We start from the raw sequence: 14,230 nt of genomic DNA, 5'->3' as shown, positions 1-14,230 counted from the left end.
TCCGGTCACGAAGTGACCCCAAGGTTGGACCCTCGGTTGACGACACGCCGTGCCGCCCCAGACGCTGGGAGCTGAGCAGCCGGGTCTCCCCGCGCGGTCAGGAGGGAGCCCGAGTGTCGGTGAGCAGCCACGCCCAGGGACGGCGCGACCCCTTCGCGCCGCTGCTGGAGAACCCGCTGGCCGCGATGCTGCGCGACCCCGACGGTCCCGGTCACGCCGCGCTCGCGGTGCCGACCGGTGGCGCCCCGCTGCCCGTCACCCGGTACGCCGACGGCCGCGAGCGGATCAACCTGGGCACCGGCAACTACCTGGGCCTGGCCGGGGACCCGCGGGTGATCGAGGCGGCCGCCGCGGCGCTGGCCCGGTACGGCACCAGCACGGCGGGCAGCCGGGTGCTCAACGGCACCACGGCCCTGCACCTGGCGCTCGAGGAGGAGCTGGCCGACCACTACGGCACCGAGGCGGCAGTGCTCACCTCGTCGGGCGTCAACGCCAACGTCGCCCTGCTGTCGACCATCTGCGGCCCCGACGACGTCCTGCTCGTCGACGGGCACGTCCACGCCAGCCTGCACGCCGCAGCCGCAGCCAGCCGCGGCACCGCCCTGCGCTGGCGGCACAACGACCTCGACAGCCTGGTGGAGCGGCTGGAGGCGATCGATCCGCGCGCCGGTGCCGTGGTCGTCGTCGACGGTGTCTACTCGATGACCGGCGAGGTCGCGCCGCTCGCCGAGATCACCGACCTCTGCGCCCGGTACGGGGCGCGACTGGTGGTCGACGAGGCGCACGGGCTCGGCGTCCTGGGCAAGGGCGGCCGTGGCGCGGCGGAGCAGCTCGGGGTGCTGTCCCGCGTCGACGCCGTGACCGTGGCCCTGAGCAAGGCCCTGGCGAGCATCGGCGGCGCGATCATGACCTCGCGGGCCGCCGCCGAGGGCATCCGGGCCTCGGCGATGCCGTACGTGTTCAGCGCCGGCAACGACCCGGCCTCCGTCGCCGCCGCGCTCGCCGCGCTGCGCATCCTGCGCAGCGAACCCGAGCGGGTGCTCCGCCTGCAGGACAACTGCGAGCTGCTGCGCCAGGTGCTCGCCGCCCACGGGGCGGCGCCCATCACCGGTGAGGGCGCGGTCATCGCCGTCCCCACCGGGCAGGACGAGGTCACCGGGCTCGCCTGGCGGTCGGCCTTCGAGGCCGGCGTCTACACCAACGCCGTCACCTACCCCGCCGTGCCCCGTGGCCGTGGCGTGCTCCGGCTGACGCTCATGGCCACCCACACCGAGGAGCAGCTCGTCCGCGCCGGCGAGATCATCGCCGAGGCGGTGCAGACCGCCCGGACCCAGGCGTCCGTCCACGCCTGACCGCCCCGACTCGCGCCCTGGCGACGGTCCGGCAGGATGGCGGGGTGACTTCTTCGGGAACGCTCGTGCTGCTCCGCCACGGTGAGAGCGAGTGGAACAAGGCCAACCTCTTCACCGGCTGGGTCGACGTCCCGCTGTCGGACAAGGGCCGGGAGGAGGCGGCCCGCGGAGGTCGGCTGCTCACCGAGCACGGCCTGCTCCCCGACGTCTCGCACACCTCGCTGCTCCGGCGCGCGATCATGACCGCCGAGCTGGCGCTGCACGAGGCCGACCGGCAGTGGATCCCCGTCAAGCGGTCCTGGCGACTCAACGAGCGCCACTACGGCGCGCTGCAGGGCAAGGACAAGGCCGCCACCCTCGCCGAGTTCGGCGAGGAACAGTTCATGACCTGGCGCCGGTCCTACGACACCCCGCCGCCGCCGATCGACCCCAGCAGCGAGTTCAGCCAGGACGGCGACGCGCGCTACTCGTTCCTGCCGCCGGAGGCGCGACCGACGACCGAGTGCCTGAAGGACGTCGTCGTCCGGATGCTGCCCTACTGGTACGACGCGATCGTCCCCGACCTGCGGCTCGGCCACACGGTGCTGGTCGCCGCGCACGGCAACAGCCTCCGGGCGCTGGTGAAGCACCTCGACGACATGGGCGACGACGAGGTCGTCGGGCTGAACATCCCGACCGGCGTCCCGCTGCGCTACGACCTCGACGACGACCTGCGGCCGACGAAGCCCGGGGGAGTACCTCGACCCCGACGCCGCGGCCGCCGCCATCGAGGCCGTCAAGAACCAAGGCAAGAAGTAGCCGAACGGCTCGTCCTGGCCGAATGCGACGAAGTGGTGGCCATCAGGCTGCGATGACCACCACTTCGTCGCATTCGATCGACGCGCGCCATTCACGTCAGGGCTGGCTGACCTCGGGCACGTGGCGCTCGCCGGTCACGAGGTAGACGACCCGGCGGGCGACGCCGACGGCGTGGTCGCCGAAGCGCTCGTAGTAGCGGCCGAGCAGCGTGATGTCGATAGCGGTCTCGACGCCGTAGGGCCACTTCTCCGACAGCAGCTCCCGGAACAGCTCGCGGTGGATGAGGTCCATCGCGTCGTCGTCGGTCTCCAGCTCGCGGGCGGCGTCGACGTCGCGGGTGGCGATGACGGTTCCCGCCTTCGCGACCAGCATCTCCGCCACGTGTCCGGCCTCGAGGAACGCCGGGCGCACCTCCTGCGGGACGGCTTGGTCGGGGAAGCGCATCCGCGCCACCTTCGCGATGTGCTCGGCGAGATCGCCCATCCGCTCCAGATCGCTGGCGATCCGGGTCGCGGTGACGATCGAGCGCAGGTCGGTGGCCACCGGCTGCTGCCGCGCCAGCAGGGTGAAGCAGCGCTGGTCGATGCTCTCGCGCTGGGCGTCCAGCTGCTCGTCGCCGGCGATGACCAGGTCGGCCAGGGCGACATCGGCGTCCAGCAGGGCCGTGGTGGCGGTGCTCATCTGCGAGCCGACCGTGTTGGCCATCTCGACCAGGCAGCTCCGGATGTCCTCGAGTTCCTCGACGTAGCTCTCGCGCATGTCTGTCGTCCTTCCGTTGAGCGTCGTGGTCGAGGGTAGGTCCGTCGCGGGGTCACTTCCGCGCTGCCCGGTGAACGGCGGCCCACCCCGAGGTGAACAGTGACCCGTACGAGGGGTGAACACCCGGCGAATCGGCTTCAGGGGCATGTTCGGACCTAGCATCGGGGCGTGAGTCCGCTGGTCGCCCTGGTGGTCGGCCTCGTCCTGGGCGGGGTCGCAGCCGCCACCGTCATCCTCAGTCGCCGTCGCGCGTTCGACGGCCCGACGGCCGACGACACCGTCGTCGGCCTGCCCGAGGCCGCCTTCGCCCGGCGCCTGCTCGACCTCATGGATCCCGCCGTCGTCCTGGTGGACGTCGACGACGCCATCCTGCTCGCCAATCCCTCCGCTCGCGCGCTGGGGATCGTGCGCGGGAGCCGGCTGCTGGTGCCCGACCTGCTCACGCTGGTCCAGACCGTGCGCAGCGGCGGGAGTCGCCGGGCCGACGTGCGCCTGCCCGGTGATCTCGCCGGCTCCGGCCCGCGCCTGATGGGCGTGCACGGGGTCCGGCTGCACAGCGGGACGGCGCCCCTCCCGGACCGGTCGCCCTGGTGCTGCAGGACATCACCGAGACGCGGCGCACCGAGGCGGTCCGGCGGGACTTCGTCGCCAACGTCGGGCACGAGCTGAAGACGCCGGTCGGCGCTCTCGCCCTGCTGGCGGAGGCGATCGAGCAGGCCGCCGACGACCCCGAGGCCGTGCAGCGCTTCGCCGGCCGCATCGCCCGCGAGTCCGACCGGCTGGCCCGGCTGGTGCGCGAGCTCATCGACCTCTCCCGGCTGCAGGGTGGTGAGCCGCTGCCCGACCTGGTGCCCGTCGAGGTCGACGACGTGATCGTCGAAGCCGTGGACCGGACGCGCACCGCGGCCAAGGCCAAGGACCTCGAGATCGCCGTCGGCGGGCACGCCGGCCTCGTCGTCCGCGGGGTCGAGAGCCAGCTGGTGACGGCCGTGACCAACCTGCTCGCCAACGCCGTGGCCTACAGCGAGGGCGCGAACCGCATCGCCGTCGCGGCCCGGGCGCGGTCCGGGTTCGCCGAGATCGCCGTGACCGACAGCGGCGTCGGGATCCCCGCAAGGACCGGCAGCGGGTCTTCGAGCGCTTCTACCGGGTCGACCAGTCCCGGGCCACCAGCACCGGAGGCACCGGCCTGGGCCTGGCGATCGTCAAGCACGTCGCGAGCAACCACGGCGGCTCGGTCGCCGTCTGGAGCGAGGAGGGGCTCGGGTCGACGTTCACCCTGCGCATCCCGCTGCTCGCCCGCACCCCCGCCGACAGCCAGGGCGAGCCCGTCGCCGCCGACGCATCGAAGGAACCTTCATGACCCGAGTACTCGTCGTCGAGGACGAGGAGTCCTTCTCCGACGCGCTGTCCTACATGCTGCGCCGCGAGGGCTACGACGCCGTCGTGGCCGCCAACGGCCCGGAAGCGCTGGCGGAGTTCGATCGGACGGGCGCCGACATCGTCCTCCTGGACCTGATGCTGCCCGGCCTGCCGGGCACCGAGGTCTGCCGGGCCCTGCGCAGCCGCAGCAACGTCCCGATCATCATGCTGACGGCCAAGGACGCCGAGATCGACAAGGTCGTGGGCCTCGAGCTCGGCGCCGACGACTACGTGACCAAGCCCTACTCGGCGCGCGAACTCGTCGCCCGCATCCGCGCCGTGCTGCGGCGGCGCGGGGAGGCGGCCGAGGCGCCGTCGACCGACGCCGTCCTCGAGGCCGGGCCGGTGCGCATGGACGTCGAGCGGCACGTGGTCGCGGTGGACGGCGAACCGGTCTCCCTGCCGCTCAAGGAGTTCGACCTGCTCGAGTACCTGCTGCGCAACGCCGGCCGCGTGCTCACCCGCGGCCAGCTCATCGACCGGGTGTGGGGCTCGGACTACGTGGGCGACACCAAGACCCTCGACGTCCACGTCAAGCGGTTGCGGGCCAAGGTCGAACCCGACCCGGCGAACCCCAAGTACCTCCTGACCGTGCGGGGTCTGGGCTACAAGCTGGAGGCGTGACGCTCAGCCGTCGCGCTTCAGCTCGTCGATCTTCTCCGACGCCTCCGCCTTGGTGAGGTCCTCGGGGACGTCCTCGTCCGACTGCCGGGCCAGGGTCTCCAGGTAGCTCTTCTGGGCGCCGGTGGCGGGCTCGTCGCCGGTCACCCAGTCGGCCGGGTCCTTCTCCGGCGAGGGGCCGGCTGGCTGGTGTCGTTGTCGCTCATGTGTTCGATCCTAGGCCGGGACGGGGACCCTTGCCTCCCGAGCGTGGGCGGCCGCGGCGGCGACCATCCGCCCGGTCCGGTAGACGTGCACGCGCCCGCAGGAGGGGCACTCCACGTGCAGCGCGATGTGCGTCGCATGGTTGGTGACCGACCGGATCCGCCGGTCGGCGACCAGCTCGTCGGCCCGGGTGGCGGGGCAGGTGATCAGCAGCATGAGGAGAAGCGTGGTGGGAACCGGCCCAGCGGACGAGTGGCAGGAGTGACCACCATCGCAGCTTTTCTGCCATGATGGTCGGCATGGCTCTCCCCGACCGCCCGCTCGTGGTCAGCGTCGTCGTCGCCGACGGGCTCGTCGGCAGCTTCGGCCTCGGCGTCTGCTGCGAGGTGTTCGGCTACGACCGCCGCAGCATGGGGTTGCCGCTGTTCGACTTCGGCCTGGTGACAGAGGTCCCCGGCGTGCTGCGCACCGACACCGGCATCCCCATCACCGTCGAGCACGGGCTCGAGCGGCTGGCGCGGTCCGACATCGTCTCGATCACCGCGTGGGAGCTCTTCGACCGCGTCCCCTCGCCCGCGCTGCTCGACGCGTTCCGCGAGGCGCACGCCCGTGGCGCCACGATCATCAGCCACTGCACCGGCGCCTTCGTGCTCGCGGCCGCAGGCCTGCTCGACGGCCAGCGCGTCACCACGCACTGGAAGTACGCCGGCGAGCTCGCTGCTCGCTTCCCGGCGGTGACGGTGGATCCGTCGGTCCTCTACGTCGACAACGGGCAGGTGATCACCGGCGCCGGGACGGCGGCCGGCGTGGACACCCTGCTGCACCTGGTGCGGCGCGAGTGGGGGCCGCCGCGGCCAACTCGCTCGCGCGCGAGATGGTCGTCCCGCCGCACCGCGACGGTGGCCAGGCCCAGTTCATCGACGCGCCCGTGCCGGCCTGCGAGGACGACCTGCTCGGTGCCGTGCTCGAGTGGGCCACCGGCCACCTTGCCGAGGACATCTCCGTCGAGGTGATGGCTCGCCGGGCGCTGATGAGCCCGCGCAGCTTCGCCCGCCGGTTCAAGGCGACGACGGGCACCACGCCGCACGCCTGGCTCCTCGGCCAGCGCCTGGCTGCCGCCGAGGCGCTGCTGGAGGAGAGCGACGCGCCCGTCGAGGAGATCGCCCGGCTGGTCGGGTTCGGTACCGCCGCCGGGCTGCGCGAGCAGTTCGCCCGCCGCCGCGGGGTGTCGCCCCGGGCGTATCGGCAGACCTTCCGGGCCGCGTCAGCTGCCGGGACGGCGCCGGTGCAGTTCGACGGGCACCGGCCGGGGCTGGCTGGGTGCGGCGCGACGAGACCGTGGTCGAGGCGGAGTTCGGTCAGCCGGCGTAGCTCGGCGAACGCCGCCTCGCCGAGCAGCTCGGTCAGCTCGGGGGCATAGGTCTCGACCAGCGGCTCGGGGAGACGTGCGCGAGCGGGGAGCCGGTGCACCACCAGTGCAGGTCGGCCCCGCCCGGTCCCCACCCCCGCCGGTCGAACTCCCCGATCGTCGAGACCAGCACCGTCGTGCCGTCGGGGCGTTCCACGTGCTCCTGCTCCCGGCGCACCGGCAGCTGCCAGCAGACGTCGGGCTTGGTGGTCAGCGGGTGGACGCCGGTCCGCAGTGCCATCCGGTGCAGCGCGCAGCCCTGGCCGCCGGCGAACCCAGGCCGGTTGAGGAAGACGCAGGCGCCGTCGACGACCCGGGTGCGCAGCGAGCCCTTGCCCTGTTCCCCGTCTGCGGGCCCGTCGTCTGCGCTGTCCTCCTCGGTCCACGCGGCCCGCCCGACCGGGGCCAGCTGCCAGTCCTCGTCGGTGAGGACGGCGACGGCCGCGGTGACCCGCGCCAGGTCGTCCTCGTCGGTGAAGAAGGCGCCGTGGCTGCAGCAGCCGTCGTCGGGCCGGCCCTCGACCACGCCCGCGCAGCCACGGCCGAAGATGCAGGTCCAGGCCGAGGTGAGCCAGGTCAGGTCGGCCCGGACGACATGACCGGGGTCGGCCGGGTCGGGGAACTCGACCCACTCGCGGGCGAAGTCGAGTGGGACCTCGGGAGGTGCGTCGTCCGGCACATCCCCAGCCTAAGTGGGCGTCGGCCCGGCAGACTGGGCCCATGCGACTCGGGGTGCTGGACGTCGGCTCGAACACGGTGCACCTGCTGGTGGTCGACGCCCACCGCGGCGGGCACCCCACGCCGATGCACGACGACCGCTGGCTGCTGCGTCTCGCCGAGCAGATCGGTGACGACGGCCTGCTGTCGAAGGCGGGGAGAAGGCGCTGCTGCACGCGGTGCAGGAGGCCTGCGACCAGGCGGAGAAGCAGGGCTGCGAGGAACTGCTGGCCATGGTGACGTCGGCCATCCGGGACGCGGGCAACGGGCTGGAGGTGCTCGACCGCATCCGCGAGCGGACCGGTGTCGACCTGCAGGTGCTCAGCGGTGAGGACGAGGCCCGGTTGACCTTCCTCGCCGTCCGCCGCTGGTTCGGGTGGAGCGCCGGGCGGCTGCTCATCCTCGACATCGGGGGCGGTTCCCTCGAGCTGGCCAGCGGCATCGACGAGGACCCGGACGTCGCGCTGTCCCTCCCGCTCGGCGCCGGCCGCATGACGCGGCAGTTCCTGCCCGAGGCCCGGAGAGGGGGACGACCGGACCTGGAGGCGCTGGACGAGCTCGAGGACTACGCGGCCGGGCTGATCGAGCCCGCCGCGAAGAAGCTGCGGGGCGCGGGCCGGCCGGATCTCGTGGCGGCCACCAGCAAGACCTTCCGCACCCTCGCCCGCCTCACCGGGGCCGCGCCGTACTCGGCCGGGCTGCAGGTGCCACGCGAGCTCACCGTGGAGGGACTCGGGCAGCTGGTGGGCTTCATCTCGCGGATCGAGAGCAATGCGCTGGCCGAGCTGCGCGGCGTCTCACCGGATCGGGCCCATCAGGTTCCGGCCGGTGCCGTGGTGGCTGCCGCCACTATGCGTGCGCTCGACGTACGGTGCGTGAGGATCTGTCCATGGGCGCTGCGGGAGGGTGTCATCCTGCGCAGGCTGGACTCGTTGGGAGGGTGTGATGGCCGAGCCGGACTGGAACCCGGACACGGGGGACGCTCACTCGCCGAGATCCTGCGCGAGGCGGGCATCGAGTCGGCCAACCGCGCCGCTCGCCGGCGCACGTGGGACGACCCGGAGGAGACCGGCATCCGGCAGCGGCGGGCCGAGGCCGCAGCGGCCGACGGCGCGGCCGGCCGGGCCGGATACGGGCGCCGCCGGAGCGACCTGGAGCCATCCCGCCCGGACTTCACGACGCCGCCCCCGGGGGTGGAGCGCCGGCAGAACCCCGAGCGGCGGCAGCCCCGGGTCCCCGTCGCCGGGCCGTCGACAGCCGCCATCCCGGGCCTGCGCCCCGACCGCAAGCCCGGCGTCCCGGCCGGTTCGCCGATGCCGAGCGCCCCGGTGCCCCACATCGCTGCGCCTCGGGCGCCGCTGCACAGCCAGCCGGTACCTACGCTCGACCGGCGCGCCGGACAGCCCATCCCGCAACGGGGCTCGTCCCGGCCGGGGCGCGAACCCGACCACCCCACCACCGGCCCCATCCCCGTGGTCCGGGCCGGACAGACCGACGCCGACCCGGACGACCTCGACGCGACCCCCAGGAGAGCGCCCTCGCGTGGCTGCGCTTCGCCGGCGAGCTCGTCATCGCCCTCGCCGCGGGCGTCGGTGTCTACTTCGCCGCCACCGTGCTCTGGGAGATCGTCCCGCACGTCGCCGTCCTGCTCGCCCCTTGGCGGTCACCGGCCTGGTCACCGGCGTCGGTGTCTGGCGCCACAAGCAGGGACGGGAGCCGGTCGGAGCCCGCCTGCTGGCGGTGCTGGTCTTCGCCGGCACCCTGCTGACCATCGCGCCGGCCGCCGGGCTGCTGGCCGCCGGGTCCTGAGCGGGCTCAGCCGGCCGGCTCCTCCTCGTCCTCACGGGCGAACTCCTCGACGATCGCGGCGCTGAACGCGTCCAGGTCGTCGGGGTTGCGGCTGGTGATCAGGTTCCCGTCGACGACGACCTCCTCGTCCACCCAGTCCGCGCCGGCATTGCGCAGGTCGGTCTGCAGCGACGGCCACGAGGTCATCCGCCGGCCCTTCACGACGCCGGCCTCGATGAGCACCCAGGGGCGTGGCAGATCGCCGCGACCGGCTTGCCGGCCTCGAAGAACGACGTCACGAAGGCCACGGCGTCGGAGTCGGCCCGTACGAAGTCGCCGTTGATCACGCCTCCGGGGAGGACCAGGGCGCCGTAGACGTCCGGGTCGGCCGAGCTGACCACCGCGTCGACCGTCCGGGTGCCGCCCTTGTCGATGTGGTCGTAGGCGGTGATCGTGCCGCCCTCGAGCGACACCAGCTCCGGTTCGGCGCCCGCCTCCTCCAGCGCCTGCCAGGGCCGGTCGAGCTCGACCTGCTCGACGCCGTCCGTGGCCAGCACCGCCACCTTCATCCCGTTCAGTTCTCCTGCCATGGGGCGGCCGCTACCCGGGGCCCGGACGGGGCACACACAGGCGCACTACGGTTCCCGGGGTGATCGTCCGCACGCCGGCCATGCTCCGGCGCCTGCTCGGGCGCCGGGCCGTGGCCGGGCGGGACCCGGTGGAGCTCGCGCGCGAGGCCGTGGTGGGGGCTGCCGGGTCGAGCTCGGGAGCGACGACGTCGCGCTCGTCGAGCGGATCGTGGACGCCGGCCTGGCGACCTCGGTCGAGTTGACCGTCCCGGTGGATCGGCTGGGCGTCGAGGCCGCCCGTCGGCTGTGCGCGCAGGCCTCCGACCTCGGGCTCGCGATCGCGCTGGCGGGCCCGGCCCCGGCGGTGGACGCCCTCGGGCTCCCCGGGGGCGGATCGTCGTCCCGGCGGAGGAGCCCGGTGCGGAGGACCGGTGCCGTGCCCTGGCGGGCCGGCGGGTCCGGCTGGTTGCCCGGCGGCGCGGCCTCCAGCTCTCCTTCGTCCGCTGCCTCAACGTCCTCATGGCCGGGGAGGGACAGCCGGGCATCGCGGTGTCCGACCCCGGCTGATCGCCATCGCCGGTGAACGCGCGGCCTGGAACGGCCGCGCGTCCGACAGCTGGGAGCTCGTCATGCCCTACGGAGAACTGGTGGCCGACCGACGGCGCCTCGTCGCGGCCGGCTCGGCCGTCCGGCTGAGCGTGGGCGGTCCCTCGTGAACCCGACCGGCCGCCGCGGGCTGGCCATCATCGGCGGCGGCAAGATCGGCGAGGCGCTCCTGTCAGGCCTCGTCCGCCGTGGCGGCCCCGACGGCATCCTGGTGTGCGAGCGCAGTGCCGAGCGGGCCGCACAGCTCGCCGAGCGCTACGGCGTCGGGACGGTGGACCTCGGCGAGGCCACCGTTCGGGCGCGGGTGCTGCTGCTGGCGGTGAAACCGCAGGACATCGATGTCCTGCTCGGCCGGCTGGCCGAGCACGTCGACCCTGGGCACCTGGTCGTGTCGGTGGCCGCGGGCGTGCCGACGACCCGACTCGAGTCGTCCCTCCCCGACGGCGTGCCGGTGGTCCGGGTCATGCCCAACACGCCGGCCCTCGTCGACGAGGGCATGAGCGTGCTCCGGCCGGCGCGCACGCGGGGAGGAGCACCTCGACGAGGCCGAGGCACTGCTGGCCGCGGTGGGCCAGGTGCGGCGGGTGCCGGAGAGCCAGCAGGACGCCGTCACCGCGCTGTCGGGGAGCGGGCCGGCGTACTTCTTCTACCTCGTCGAGGCGATGGTCGACGCCGGCATCCTGCTGGGGCGCCGCGGGCGCTGGCGGCCGATCTCGTGGTCCAGACGGCGCTCGGCGCCGCGGTGATGATGCGGGACTCGGGGAGCACCCGGTCCAGCTGCGCGAGGCCGTCTCCAGCCCGGGCGGCACGACGGTCGCCGCCATCCGGGAGCTCGAGCGGCACGGGGTCCGAGCGGCGCTCATGGCCGCCATCGAGGCCGCCCACGCGCGGTCGGTGGCACTCGGCGGCGGGGCGGGCCCGGATCACGCCCGGGACAGGACCTGACGCGCGAGGGCTGTGGGGTGAGAGCGACATGTGCGACGGCGAGCCGGGAACCGTAGCCCACATGTCGACACGACGCCAGCACTCTGCGTCATCGGTTCGTCACCGTGTTGCGAAACGCGGGCTGCAACAGTTCTGAGCGGTTGCACTGGTGTAGTTCTGCCGAGGACGGACCGGTCCGCCTGTTCGATTCAACCATCGCTCCAGTCACGTGAGCCCCTTACGCTCTGTACCAGCGCATGCGTGTTCAGTTGCCGGTGGGGAAGCCGGCGCCACGACGTGAGCTAGGTCCGGAGACGAAGACATGACCATGCCCCAGCGCACCGCCGCTCCCGCCATGACCCGTCCGGGCGTGCCCGGCCCCGGCCCATGGGCCGCCCGATGGCCGCCACGATGGCCCGCCCCGTCCCGGCCCAGCACCCGGCCGCGATGCCCCTCGGTCGCCCCAGCGTCCCGGCTCCCCGCGCCGCCGTCACGTTCCTGACCGTCGCCGAGGTCGCCGCGATGATGCGCGTCTCCAAGATGACCGTCTACCGCCTCGTGCACGCCGGCGAGCTCTCCGCCGTCCGCGTCGGCCGGTCCTTCCGCGTGCCGGAGCGCGCCGTGCAGGACTACCTGCGCGACGCCTACACCGACATCGCCTGAGCTGTGACACCGTCGCCCTCCGGGCGACACCGCGGCCAGTTGCCGTCCCCCGGTCGCTCTGAGCCGCTTCGTCCCGCCTGCGCGGACCCCTTCCGGGGCCCACTCGGCGCGACACCCATCGTCGTGATTCCGGCCGCCCCCGACAGCGCCGTCGGGGGCAGGGCCGGTACGCTCGGTCGCCGGGCGGCACGGGGAACGGTCCCACTGCCGCGTGCGAGCTGAAATCTCTCAAGACGACGTCGGGAGCACCACGTGGGTTCTGTCATCAAGAAGCGGCGCAAGCGGATGGCGAAGAAGAAGCACCGCAAGCTGCTGAAGAAGACGCGCGTCCAGCGACGCAACAAGAAGTGAGCTGACGCTCGTGCCGCCCGCGGTCGTCCTCGTCACAGGTGTGAGCCGGTGGCTGGGTGGTGCGCTGGCGGCCGAGCTCGCAGCGGATCCCTCGATCGGCCGGGTCATCGGCGTGGACACCGTCCCGCCGTCGCCGGAGATGCTCCGCCGGCTCGGGCGCACCGAGTTCGTGCGGGCCGACATCCGCAACCCGCTGATCGGCAAGGTCATCACGGCGGCCTCGGTCGACACCGTCGTGCACATGAACATCAGCTCCACCCCGGCCGGGTCCGGCGGGCGGGTGCCGATGAAGGAACTCAACGTCATCGGCACGATGCAGCTGCTGGCCGCGTGCCAGCGCGCGCCATCGGTGCGCCGGTTCGTGCTGAAGTCCACGAGCGCGGTCTACGGGGCCTCCTCGCGCGATCCCGCCGTCTTCACCGAGGCGATGCAGGCCCGGGCCGTCCCGGCCGGCGGGTTCGCCAAGGACAGCCTCGACATCGAAGGGTACGTCCGCGCCTTCTCGCGCCGGCGCCCCGACGTGGATGTCGCGATGCTCCGGTTCACCAATTTCATCGGTCCCCGGATCGACTCGCTGCTCACGGGGTTCTTCCGCATGCCCGTGGTGCCGACGGCCCTCGGCTACGACGCCCGCGTGCAGCTCCTCCACGAGGACGACGCGCTGGCCGTGCTGACCCGCGCGACGACGGGCTCGTTCACCGGGACCGTCAACGTCGGTGGCGACGGGACGCTGCTGCTCTCCCAGGCGATCCGGCGACTCGGGCGGGTGGAAGTGCCGATTCCCACTCCGGCGATGGGTTCAGTCGGACGGCTGTCGCGTCGATTCGGCTTCGTGGACTACTCACCGGAGCAGATGCGGTTCCTCAACTTCGGCCGGGTCGTCGACACCAGGGTCCTGCGCGAACGGTTCGGTTACACCCCGCGCTACACGACGGAGGCCGCGCTGGCCGACTACGCCCGCACGGTGCCGCCGGTGGTCTCACCGCGGCTCGTGCACTCGGTGACCTCGCGGGTCCGCTCGGTGCTCGAGCACGCCGGCGACACCGCCACCGCGGTCGGGGACCGGCTCCGCCCCGCACCTCCGGCACCCGGGCTTCGGGCGGTGCGCGATGCCTGAGGCGCGGGTGATCCCGCTCCGGCCCGACGACGACGAGCCCTACGTCCCGCCGGCGGCGCCGCCCGGCTGGGAGGAGCAGCTGGCCGGCGGGCTGGAGTTCCTGCGCCGCCGGATGACGGGGAGTACGAGACCGACGAGTTCGGGTTCGACCCCGACCTCACCGACCACCTGCTGCTGCCGCTGCTGCGGCCGTTGTACGAGAAGTGGTTCCGGGTCGAGAGCCAGGGGCTGGAGAACGTCCCGTCGGAGGGTGGCGCCCTCGTGGTGGCCAACCACTCCGGCACCATCCCGGCCGATGCGCTGATGACGACCGTGGCGCTGCGCGACGACCACCCGGCTCAGCGACGGCTGCGCCTGCTCGGTGCGGACCTCGTCTTCGAGCTGCCTTTCGTCGGGACGATGTCGCGCAAGATGGGCACCACGCTCGCCTGCAACGAGGACGCCGAGCGACTGCTCACCAACGGCGAGCTGGTGGGCGTGTTCCCCGAGGGCTTCAAGGGCATCGGCAAGCCCTTCCGCGAGCGGTACACCCTGCAGCGGTTCGGCCGGGGCGGTTTCGTCACGGCGGCTCTGCGGACCGGCGTCCCGATCATCCCGTGCGCGATCGTCGGCGCCGAGGAGATCTACCCGATGATCGGCAACGCCAAGACCGCGGCGCGCCTCCTGGGGTTGCCCTACCTGCCCATCACCCCGACGTTCCCGCTGCTGGGCCCGCTGGGACTGGTGCCGCTGCCGTCGAAGTGGTTGATCGCCTTCGGTGAGCCGATCGAGACCGCCTCCTACGGACCGGCCGCGGCCGAGGACCCGATGCTGGTCTTCAACCTGACCGACCAGGTGCGCGAGACCATCCAGCACTCGCTCTACCAGCTGCTCCTGCAACGGGAGAGCGTCTTCGGCTGAGCCGCGACGAGTGGAGGCCGGAGGCCTCCGC

General features: G+C 73.1%; 20 protein-coding genes and 4 pseudogenes. 19 read left to right on the top strand and 5 right to left on the bottom strand.

Annotation, left to right across the window (positions count from 1 at the left end; all coding sequences use genetic code 11):
- The first annotated feature begins 119 nt into the window (after positions 1-119).
- Together U6N30_RS25965 and U6N30_RS25960 are read left to right on the top strand one after the other, a co-directional pair.
- Complete coding sequence (locus U6N30_RS25965) at positions 120-1,352, top strand: aminotransferase class I/II-fold pyridoxal phosphate-dependent enzyme (protein WP_324274533.1); 1,233 nt, start codon at positions 120-122, stop codon at positions 1,350-1,352.
- Positions 1,353-1,396: 44 nt separating this feature from the next.
- Complete coding sequence (locus U6N30_RS25960) at positions 1,397-2,206, top strand: phosphoglyceromutase (RefSeq protein ID WP_324274532.1); 810 nt, start codon at positions 1,397-1,399, stop codon at positions 2,204-2,206.
- 40 nt (positions 2,207-2,246) lie between these two features.
- Here U6N30_RS25960 and phoU read toward each other — a convergent pair whose 3' ends face one another.
- Positions 2,247-2,909: a phosphate signaling complex protein PhoU gene (phoU, locus tag U6N30_RS25955; RefSeq protein ID WP_324274531.1), complete on the bottom strand. Its 663-nt coding sequence runs from the start codon at positions 2,907-2,909 to the stop codon at positions 2,247-2,249.
- A gap of 168 nt (positions 2,910-3,077) precedes the next feature.
- On the opposite strand from phoU, the gene U6N30_RS25950 reads away from it, so the two are divergent.
- The 3 genes and pseudogenes from U6N30_RS25950 to U6N30_RS25930 all read left to right on the top strand — a co-directional run bounded on the left by U6N30_RS25950 (position 3,078) and on the right by U6N30_RS25930 (position 4,955).
- Positions 3,078-3,578: a nitrogen regulation protein NR(II) gene (locus U6N30_RS25950; protein WP_324274530.1), complete on the top strand. Its 501-nt coding sequence runs from the start codon at positions 3,078-3,080 to the stop codon at positions 3,576-3,578.
- Positions 3,500-4,272, top strand: a pseudogene (locus U6N30_RS34620) (sensor histidine kinase). The gene U6N30_RS25950 and the pseudogene U6N30_RS34620 overlap by 79 nt, the downstream one beginning before the upstream one ends.
- On the top strand, positions 4,269-4,955 hold the full coding sequence (locus U6N30_RS25930; RefSeq protein ID WP_324274528.1) for a response regulator transcription factor: 687 nt from the start codon (positions 4,269-4,271) through the stop codon (positions 4,953-4,955). The pseudogene U6N30_RS34620 and the gene U6N30_RS25930 overlap by 4 nt, the downstream one beginning before the upstream one ends.
- Before the next feature lie 3 nt (positions 4,956-4,958).
- On the opposite strand, the pseudogene U6N30_RS25925 reads toward U6N30_RS25930, so the two are convergent.
- Positions 4,959-5,108 (bottom strand): annotated as a pseudogene (locus U6N30_RS25925) (DUF3072 domain-containing protein); the annotation flags it as partial.
- A gap of 60 nt (positions 5,109-5,168) precedes the next feature.
- Complete coding sequence (locus tag U6N30_RS25920; RefSeq protein WP_324274527.1) at positions 5,169-5,372, bottom strand: hypothetical protein; 204 nt, start codon at positions 5,370-5,372, stop codon at positions 5,169-5,171.
- 83 nt (positions 5,373-5,455) lie between these two features.
- Here U6N30_RS25920 and U6N30_RS25915 point away from each other — a divergent pair, with 83 nt between their 5' ends.
- Both U6N30_RS25915 and U6N30_RS25910 read left to right on the top strand, forming a co-directional pair.
- Positions 5,456-6,169 carry a DJ-1/PfpI family protein gene (locus U6N30_RS25915; protein ID WP_324274526.1) on the top strand — a complete coding sequence of 238 codons (714 nt, stop codon included), beginning with the start codon at positions 5,456-5,458 and terminating at the stop codon, positions 6,167-6,169.
- Positions 6,118-6,576, top strand: a complete 459-nt coding sequence (locus U6N30_RS25910) for a helix-turn-helix domain-containing protein (protein ID WP_324274525.1) — start codon at positions 6,118-6,120, stop codon at positions 6,574-6,576. Before U6N30_RS25915 ends, U6N30_RS25910 begins: the two co-directional genes overlap by 52 nt.
- Here U6N30_RS25910 and U6N30_RS25905 read toward each other — a convergent pair.
- Complete coding sequence (locus U6N30_RS25905) at positions 6,560-7,243, bottom strand: DUF3109 family protein (protein WP_324274524.1); 684 nt, start codon at positions 7,241-7,243, stop codon at positions 6,560-6,562. The two genes, U6N30_RS25910 and U6N30_RS25905, sit on opposite strands and share 17 nt — an antisense overlap.
- A gap of 41 nt (positions 7,244-7,284) precedes the next feature.
- Here U6N30_RS25905 and U6N30_RS25900 point away from each other — a divergent pair, with 41 nt between their 5' ends.
- Both U6N30_RS25900 and U6N30_RS25895 read left to right on the top strand, forming a co-directional pair.
- The gene (locus tag U6N30_RS25900) at positions 7,285-7,521 is read left to right on the top strand and encodes a hypothetical protein (protein ID WP_324274523.1); all 237 of its coding nucleotides are present in this window, start codon (positions 7,285-7,287) and stop codon (positions 7,519-7,521) included.
- The gene (locus U6N30_RS25895) at positions 7,461-9,155 is read left to right on the top strand and encodes a Ppx/GppA family phosphatase (RefSeq protein ID WP_324274522.1); all 1,695 of its coding nucleotides are present in this window, start codon (positions 7,461-7,463) and stop codon (positions 9,153-9,155) included. Before U6N30_RS25900 ends, U6N30_RS25895 begins: the two co-directional genes overlap by 61 nt.
- Here the strand turns inward: U6N30_RS25895 and U6N30_RS25890 are convergent.
- A pseudogene (locus tag U6N30_RS25890) lies at positions 9,097-9,638 on the bottom strand (type 1 glutamine amidotransferase domain-containing protein). The gene U6N30_RS25895 and the pseudogene U6N30_RS25890 sit on opposite strands and share 59 nt — an antisense overlap.
- A gap of 80 nt (positions 9,639-9,718) precedes the next feature.
- Here U6N30_RS25890 and U6N30_RS25885 point away from each other — a divergent pair.
- From U6N30_RS25885 to U6N30_RS25840, 10 genes and pseudogenes are all read left to right on the top strand, one after another.
- Positions 9,719-9,901 (top strand): hypothetical protein, encoded by a 183-nt coding sequence (locus tag U6N30_RS25885; RefSeq protein ID WP_324274521.1) that lies wholly within the window; start codon positions 9,719-9,721, stop codon positions 9,899-9,901.
- Positions 9,868-10,221, top strand: a complete 354-nt coding sequence (locus U6N30_RS25880; protein ID WP_324274520.1) for a hypothetical protein — start codon at positions 9,868-9,870, stop codon at positions 10,219-10,221. The genes U6N30_RS25885 and U6N30_RS25880 overlap by 34 nt, the downstream gene beginning before the upstream one ends.
- Before the next feature lie 129 nt (positions 10,222-10,350).
- Positions 10,351-10,590 (top strand): annotated as a pseudogene (locus U6N30_RS25875) (pyrroline-5-carboxylate reductase family protein); the annotation flags it as partial.
- A 220-nt stretch (positions 10,591-10,810) separates the two neighbouring features.
- A complete protein-coding gene (locus tag U6N30_RS25870; protein WP_324278616.1) occupies positions 10,811-10,990 on the top strand; it encodes a pyrroline-5-carboxylate reductase family protein in 180 nt (59 codons plus the stop codon).
- Positions 10,991-11,021: 31 nt separating this feature from the next.
- On the top strand, positions 11,022-11,189 hold the full coding sequence (locus tag U6N30_RS25865) for a pyrroline-5-carboxylate reductase dimerization domain-containing protein (RefSeq protein ID WP_324278471.1): 168 nt from the start codon (positions 11,022-11,024) through the stop codon (positions 11,187-11,189).
- A 378-nt stretch (positions 11,190-11,567) separates the two neighbouring features.
- Entirely contained in the window at positions 11,568-11,831 is a 264-nt protein-coding gene (locus U6N30_RS25860; protein ID WP_324274519.1) for a helix-turn-helix domain-containing protein, read from the top strand.
- A gap of 252 nt (positions 11,832-12,083) precedes the next feature.
- Positions 12,084-12,182: a 30S ribosomal protein bS22 gene (locus tag U6N30_RS25855; RefSeq protein ID WP_012854759.1), complete on the top strand. Its 99-nt coding sequence runs from the start codon at positions 12,084-12,086 to the stop codon at positions 12,180-12,182.
- A 10-nt stretch (positions 12,183-12,192) separates the two neighbouring features.
- Complete coding sequence (locus tag U6N30_RS25850; protein WP_324274518.1) at positions 12,193-13,299, top strand: NAD-dependent epimerase/dehydratase family protein; 1,107 nt, start codon at positions 12,193-12,195, stop codon at positions 13,297-13,299.
- A complete protein-coding gene (locus U6N30_RS25845) occupies positions 13,292-13,603 on the top strand; it encodes a hypothetical protein (RefSeq protein ID WP_324274517.1) in 312 nt (103 codons plus the stop codon). Before U6N30_RS25850 ends, U6N30_RS25845 begins: the two co-directional genes overlap by 8 nt.
- Entirely contained in the window at positions 13,564-14,199 is a 636-nt protein-coding gene (locus tag U6N30_RS25840) for a lysophospholipid acyltransferase family protein (RefSeq protein ID WP_324274516.1), read from the top strand. Before U6N30_RS25845 ends, U6N30_RS25840 begins: the two co-directional genes overlap by 40 nt.
- Positions 14,200-14,230: the final 31 nt, after the last annotated feature.

The organism is Blastococcus brunescens (genome assembly GCF_035320885.1).
GTDB classification, from domain to species: Bacteria; Actinomycetota; Actinomycetes; order Mycobacteriales; family Geodermatophilaceae; genus Blastococcus_B; species Blastococcus_B brunescens.
This window is presented reverse-complemented; position numbering and strand designations above follow the sequence as displayed.

What these genes read in the sequence shown, in the direction of transcription:
- phoU (WP_324274531.1), bottom strand. Translation starts at nt 2,909, where the DNA reads ATGCGCGAGAGCTACGTCGAGGAACTCGAGGACATCCGGAGCTGCCTG.
- U6N30_RS25930 (WP_324274528.1), top strand. Translation starts at nt 4,269, where the DNA reads ATGACCCGAGTACTCGTCGTCGAGGACGAGGAGTCCTTCTCCGACGCG.
- U6N30_RS25920 (WP_324274527.1), bottom strand. Translation starts at nt 5,372, where the DNA reads ATGCTGCTGATCACCTGCCCCGCCACCCGGGCCGACGAGCTGGTCGCC.
- U6N30_RS25915 (WP_324274526.1), top strand. Translation starts at nt 5,456, where the DNA reads ATGGCTCTCCCCGACCGCCCGCTCGTGGTCAGCGTCGTCGTCGCCGAC.
- U6N30_RS25900 (WP_324274523.1), top strand. Translation starts at nt 7,285, where the DNA reads ATGCGACTCGGGGTGCTGGACGTCGGCTCGAACACGGTGCACCTGCTG.
- U6N30_RS25860 (WP_324274519.1), top strand. Translation starts at nt 11,568, where the DNA reads ATGGCCGCCACGATGGCCCGCCCCGTCCCGGCCCAGCACCCGGCCGCG.
- U6N30_RS25845 (WP_324274517.1), top strand. Translation starts at nt 13,292, where the DNA reads ATGCCTGAGGCGCGGGTGATCCCGCTCCGGCCCGACGACGACGAGCCC.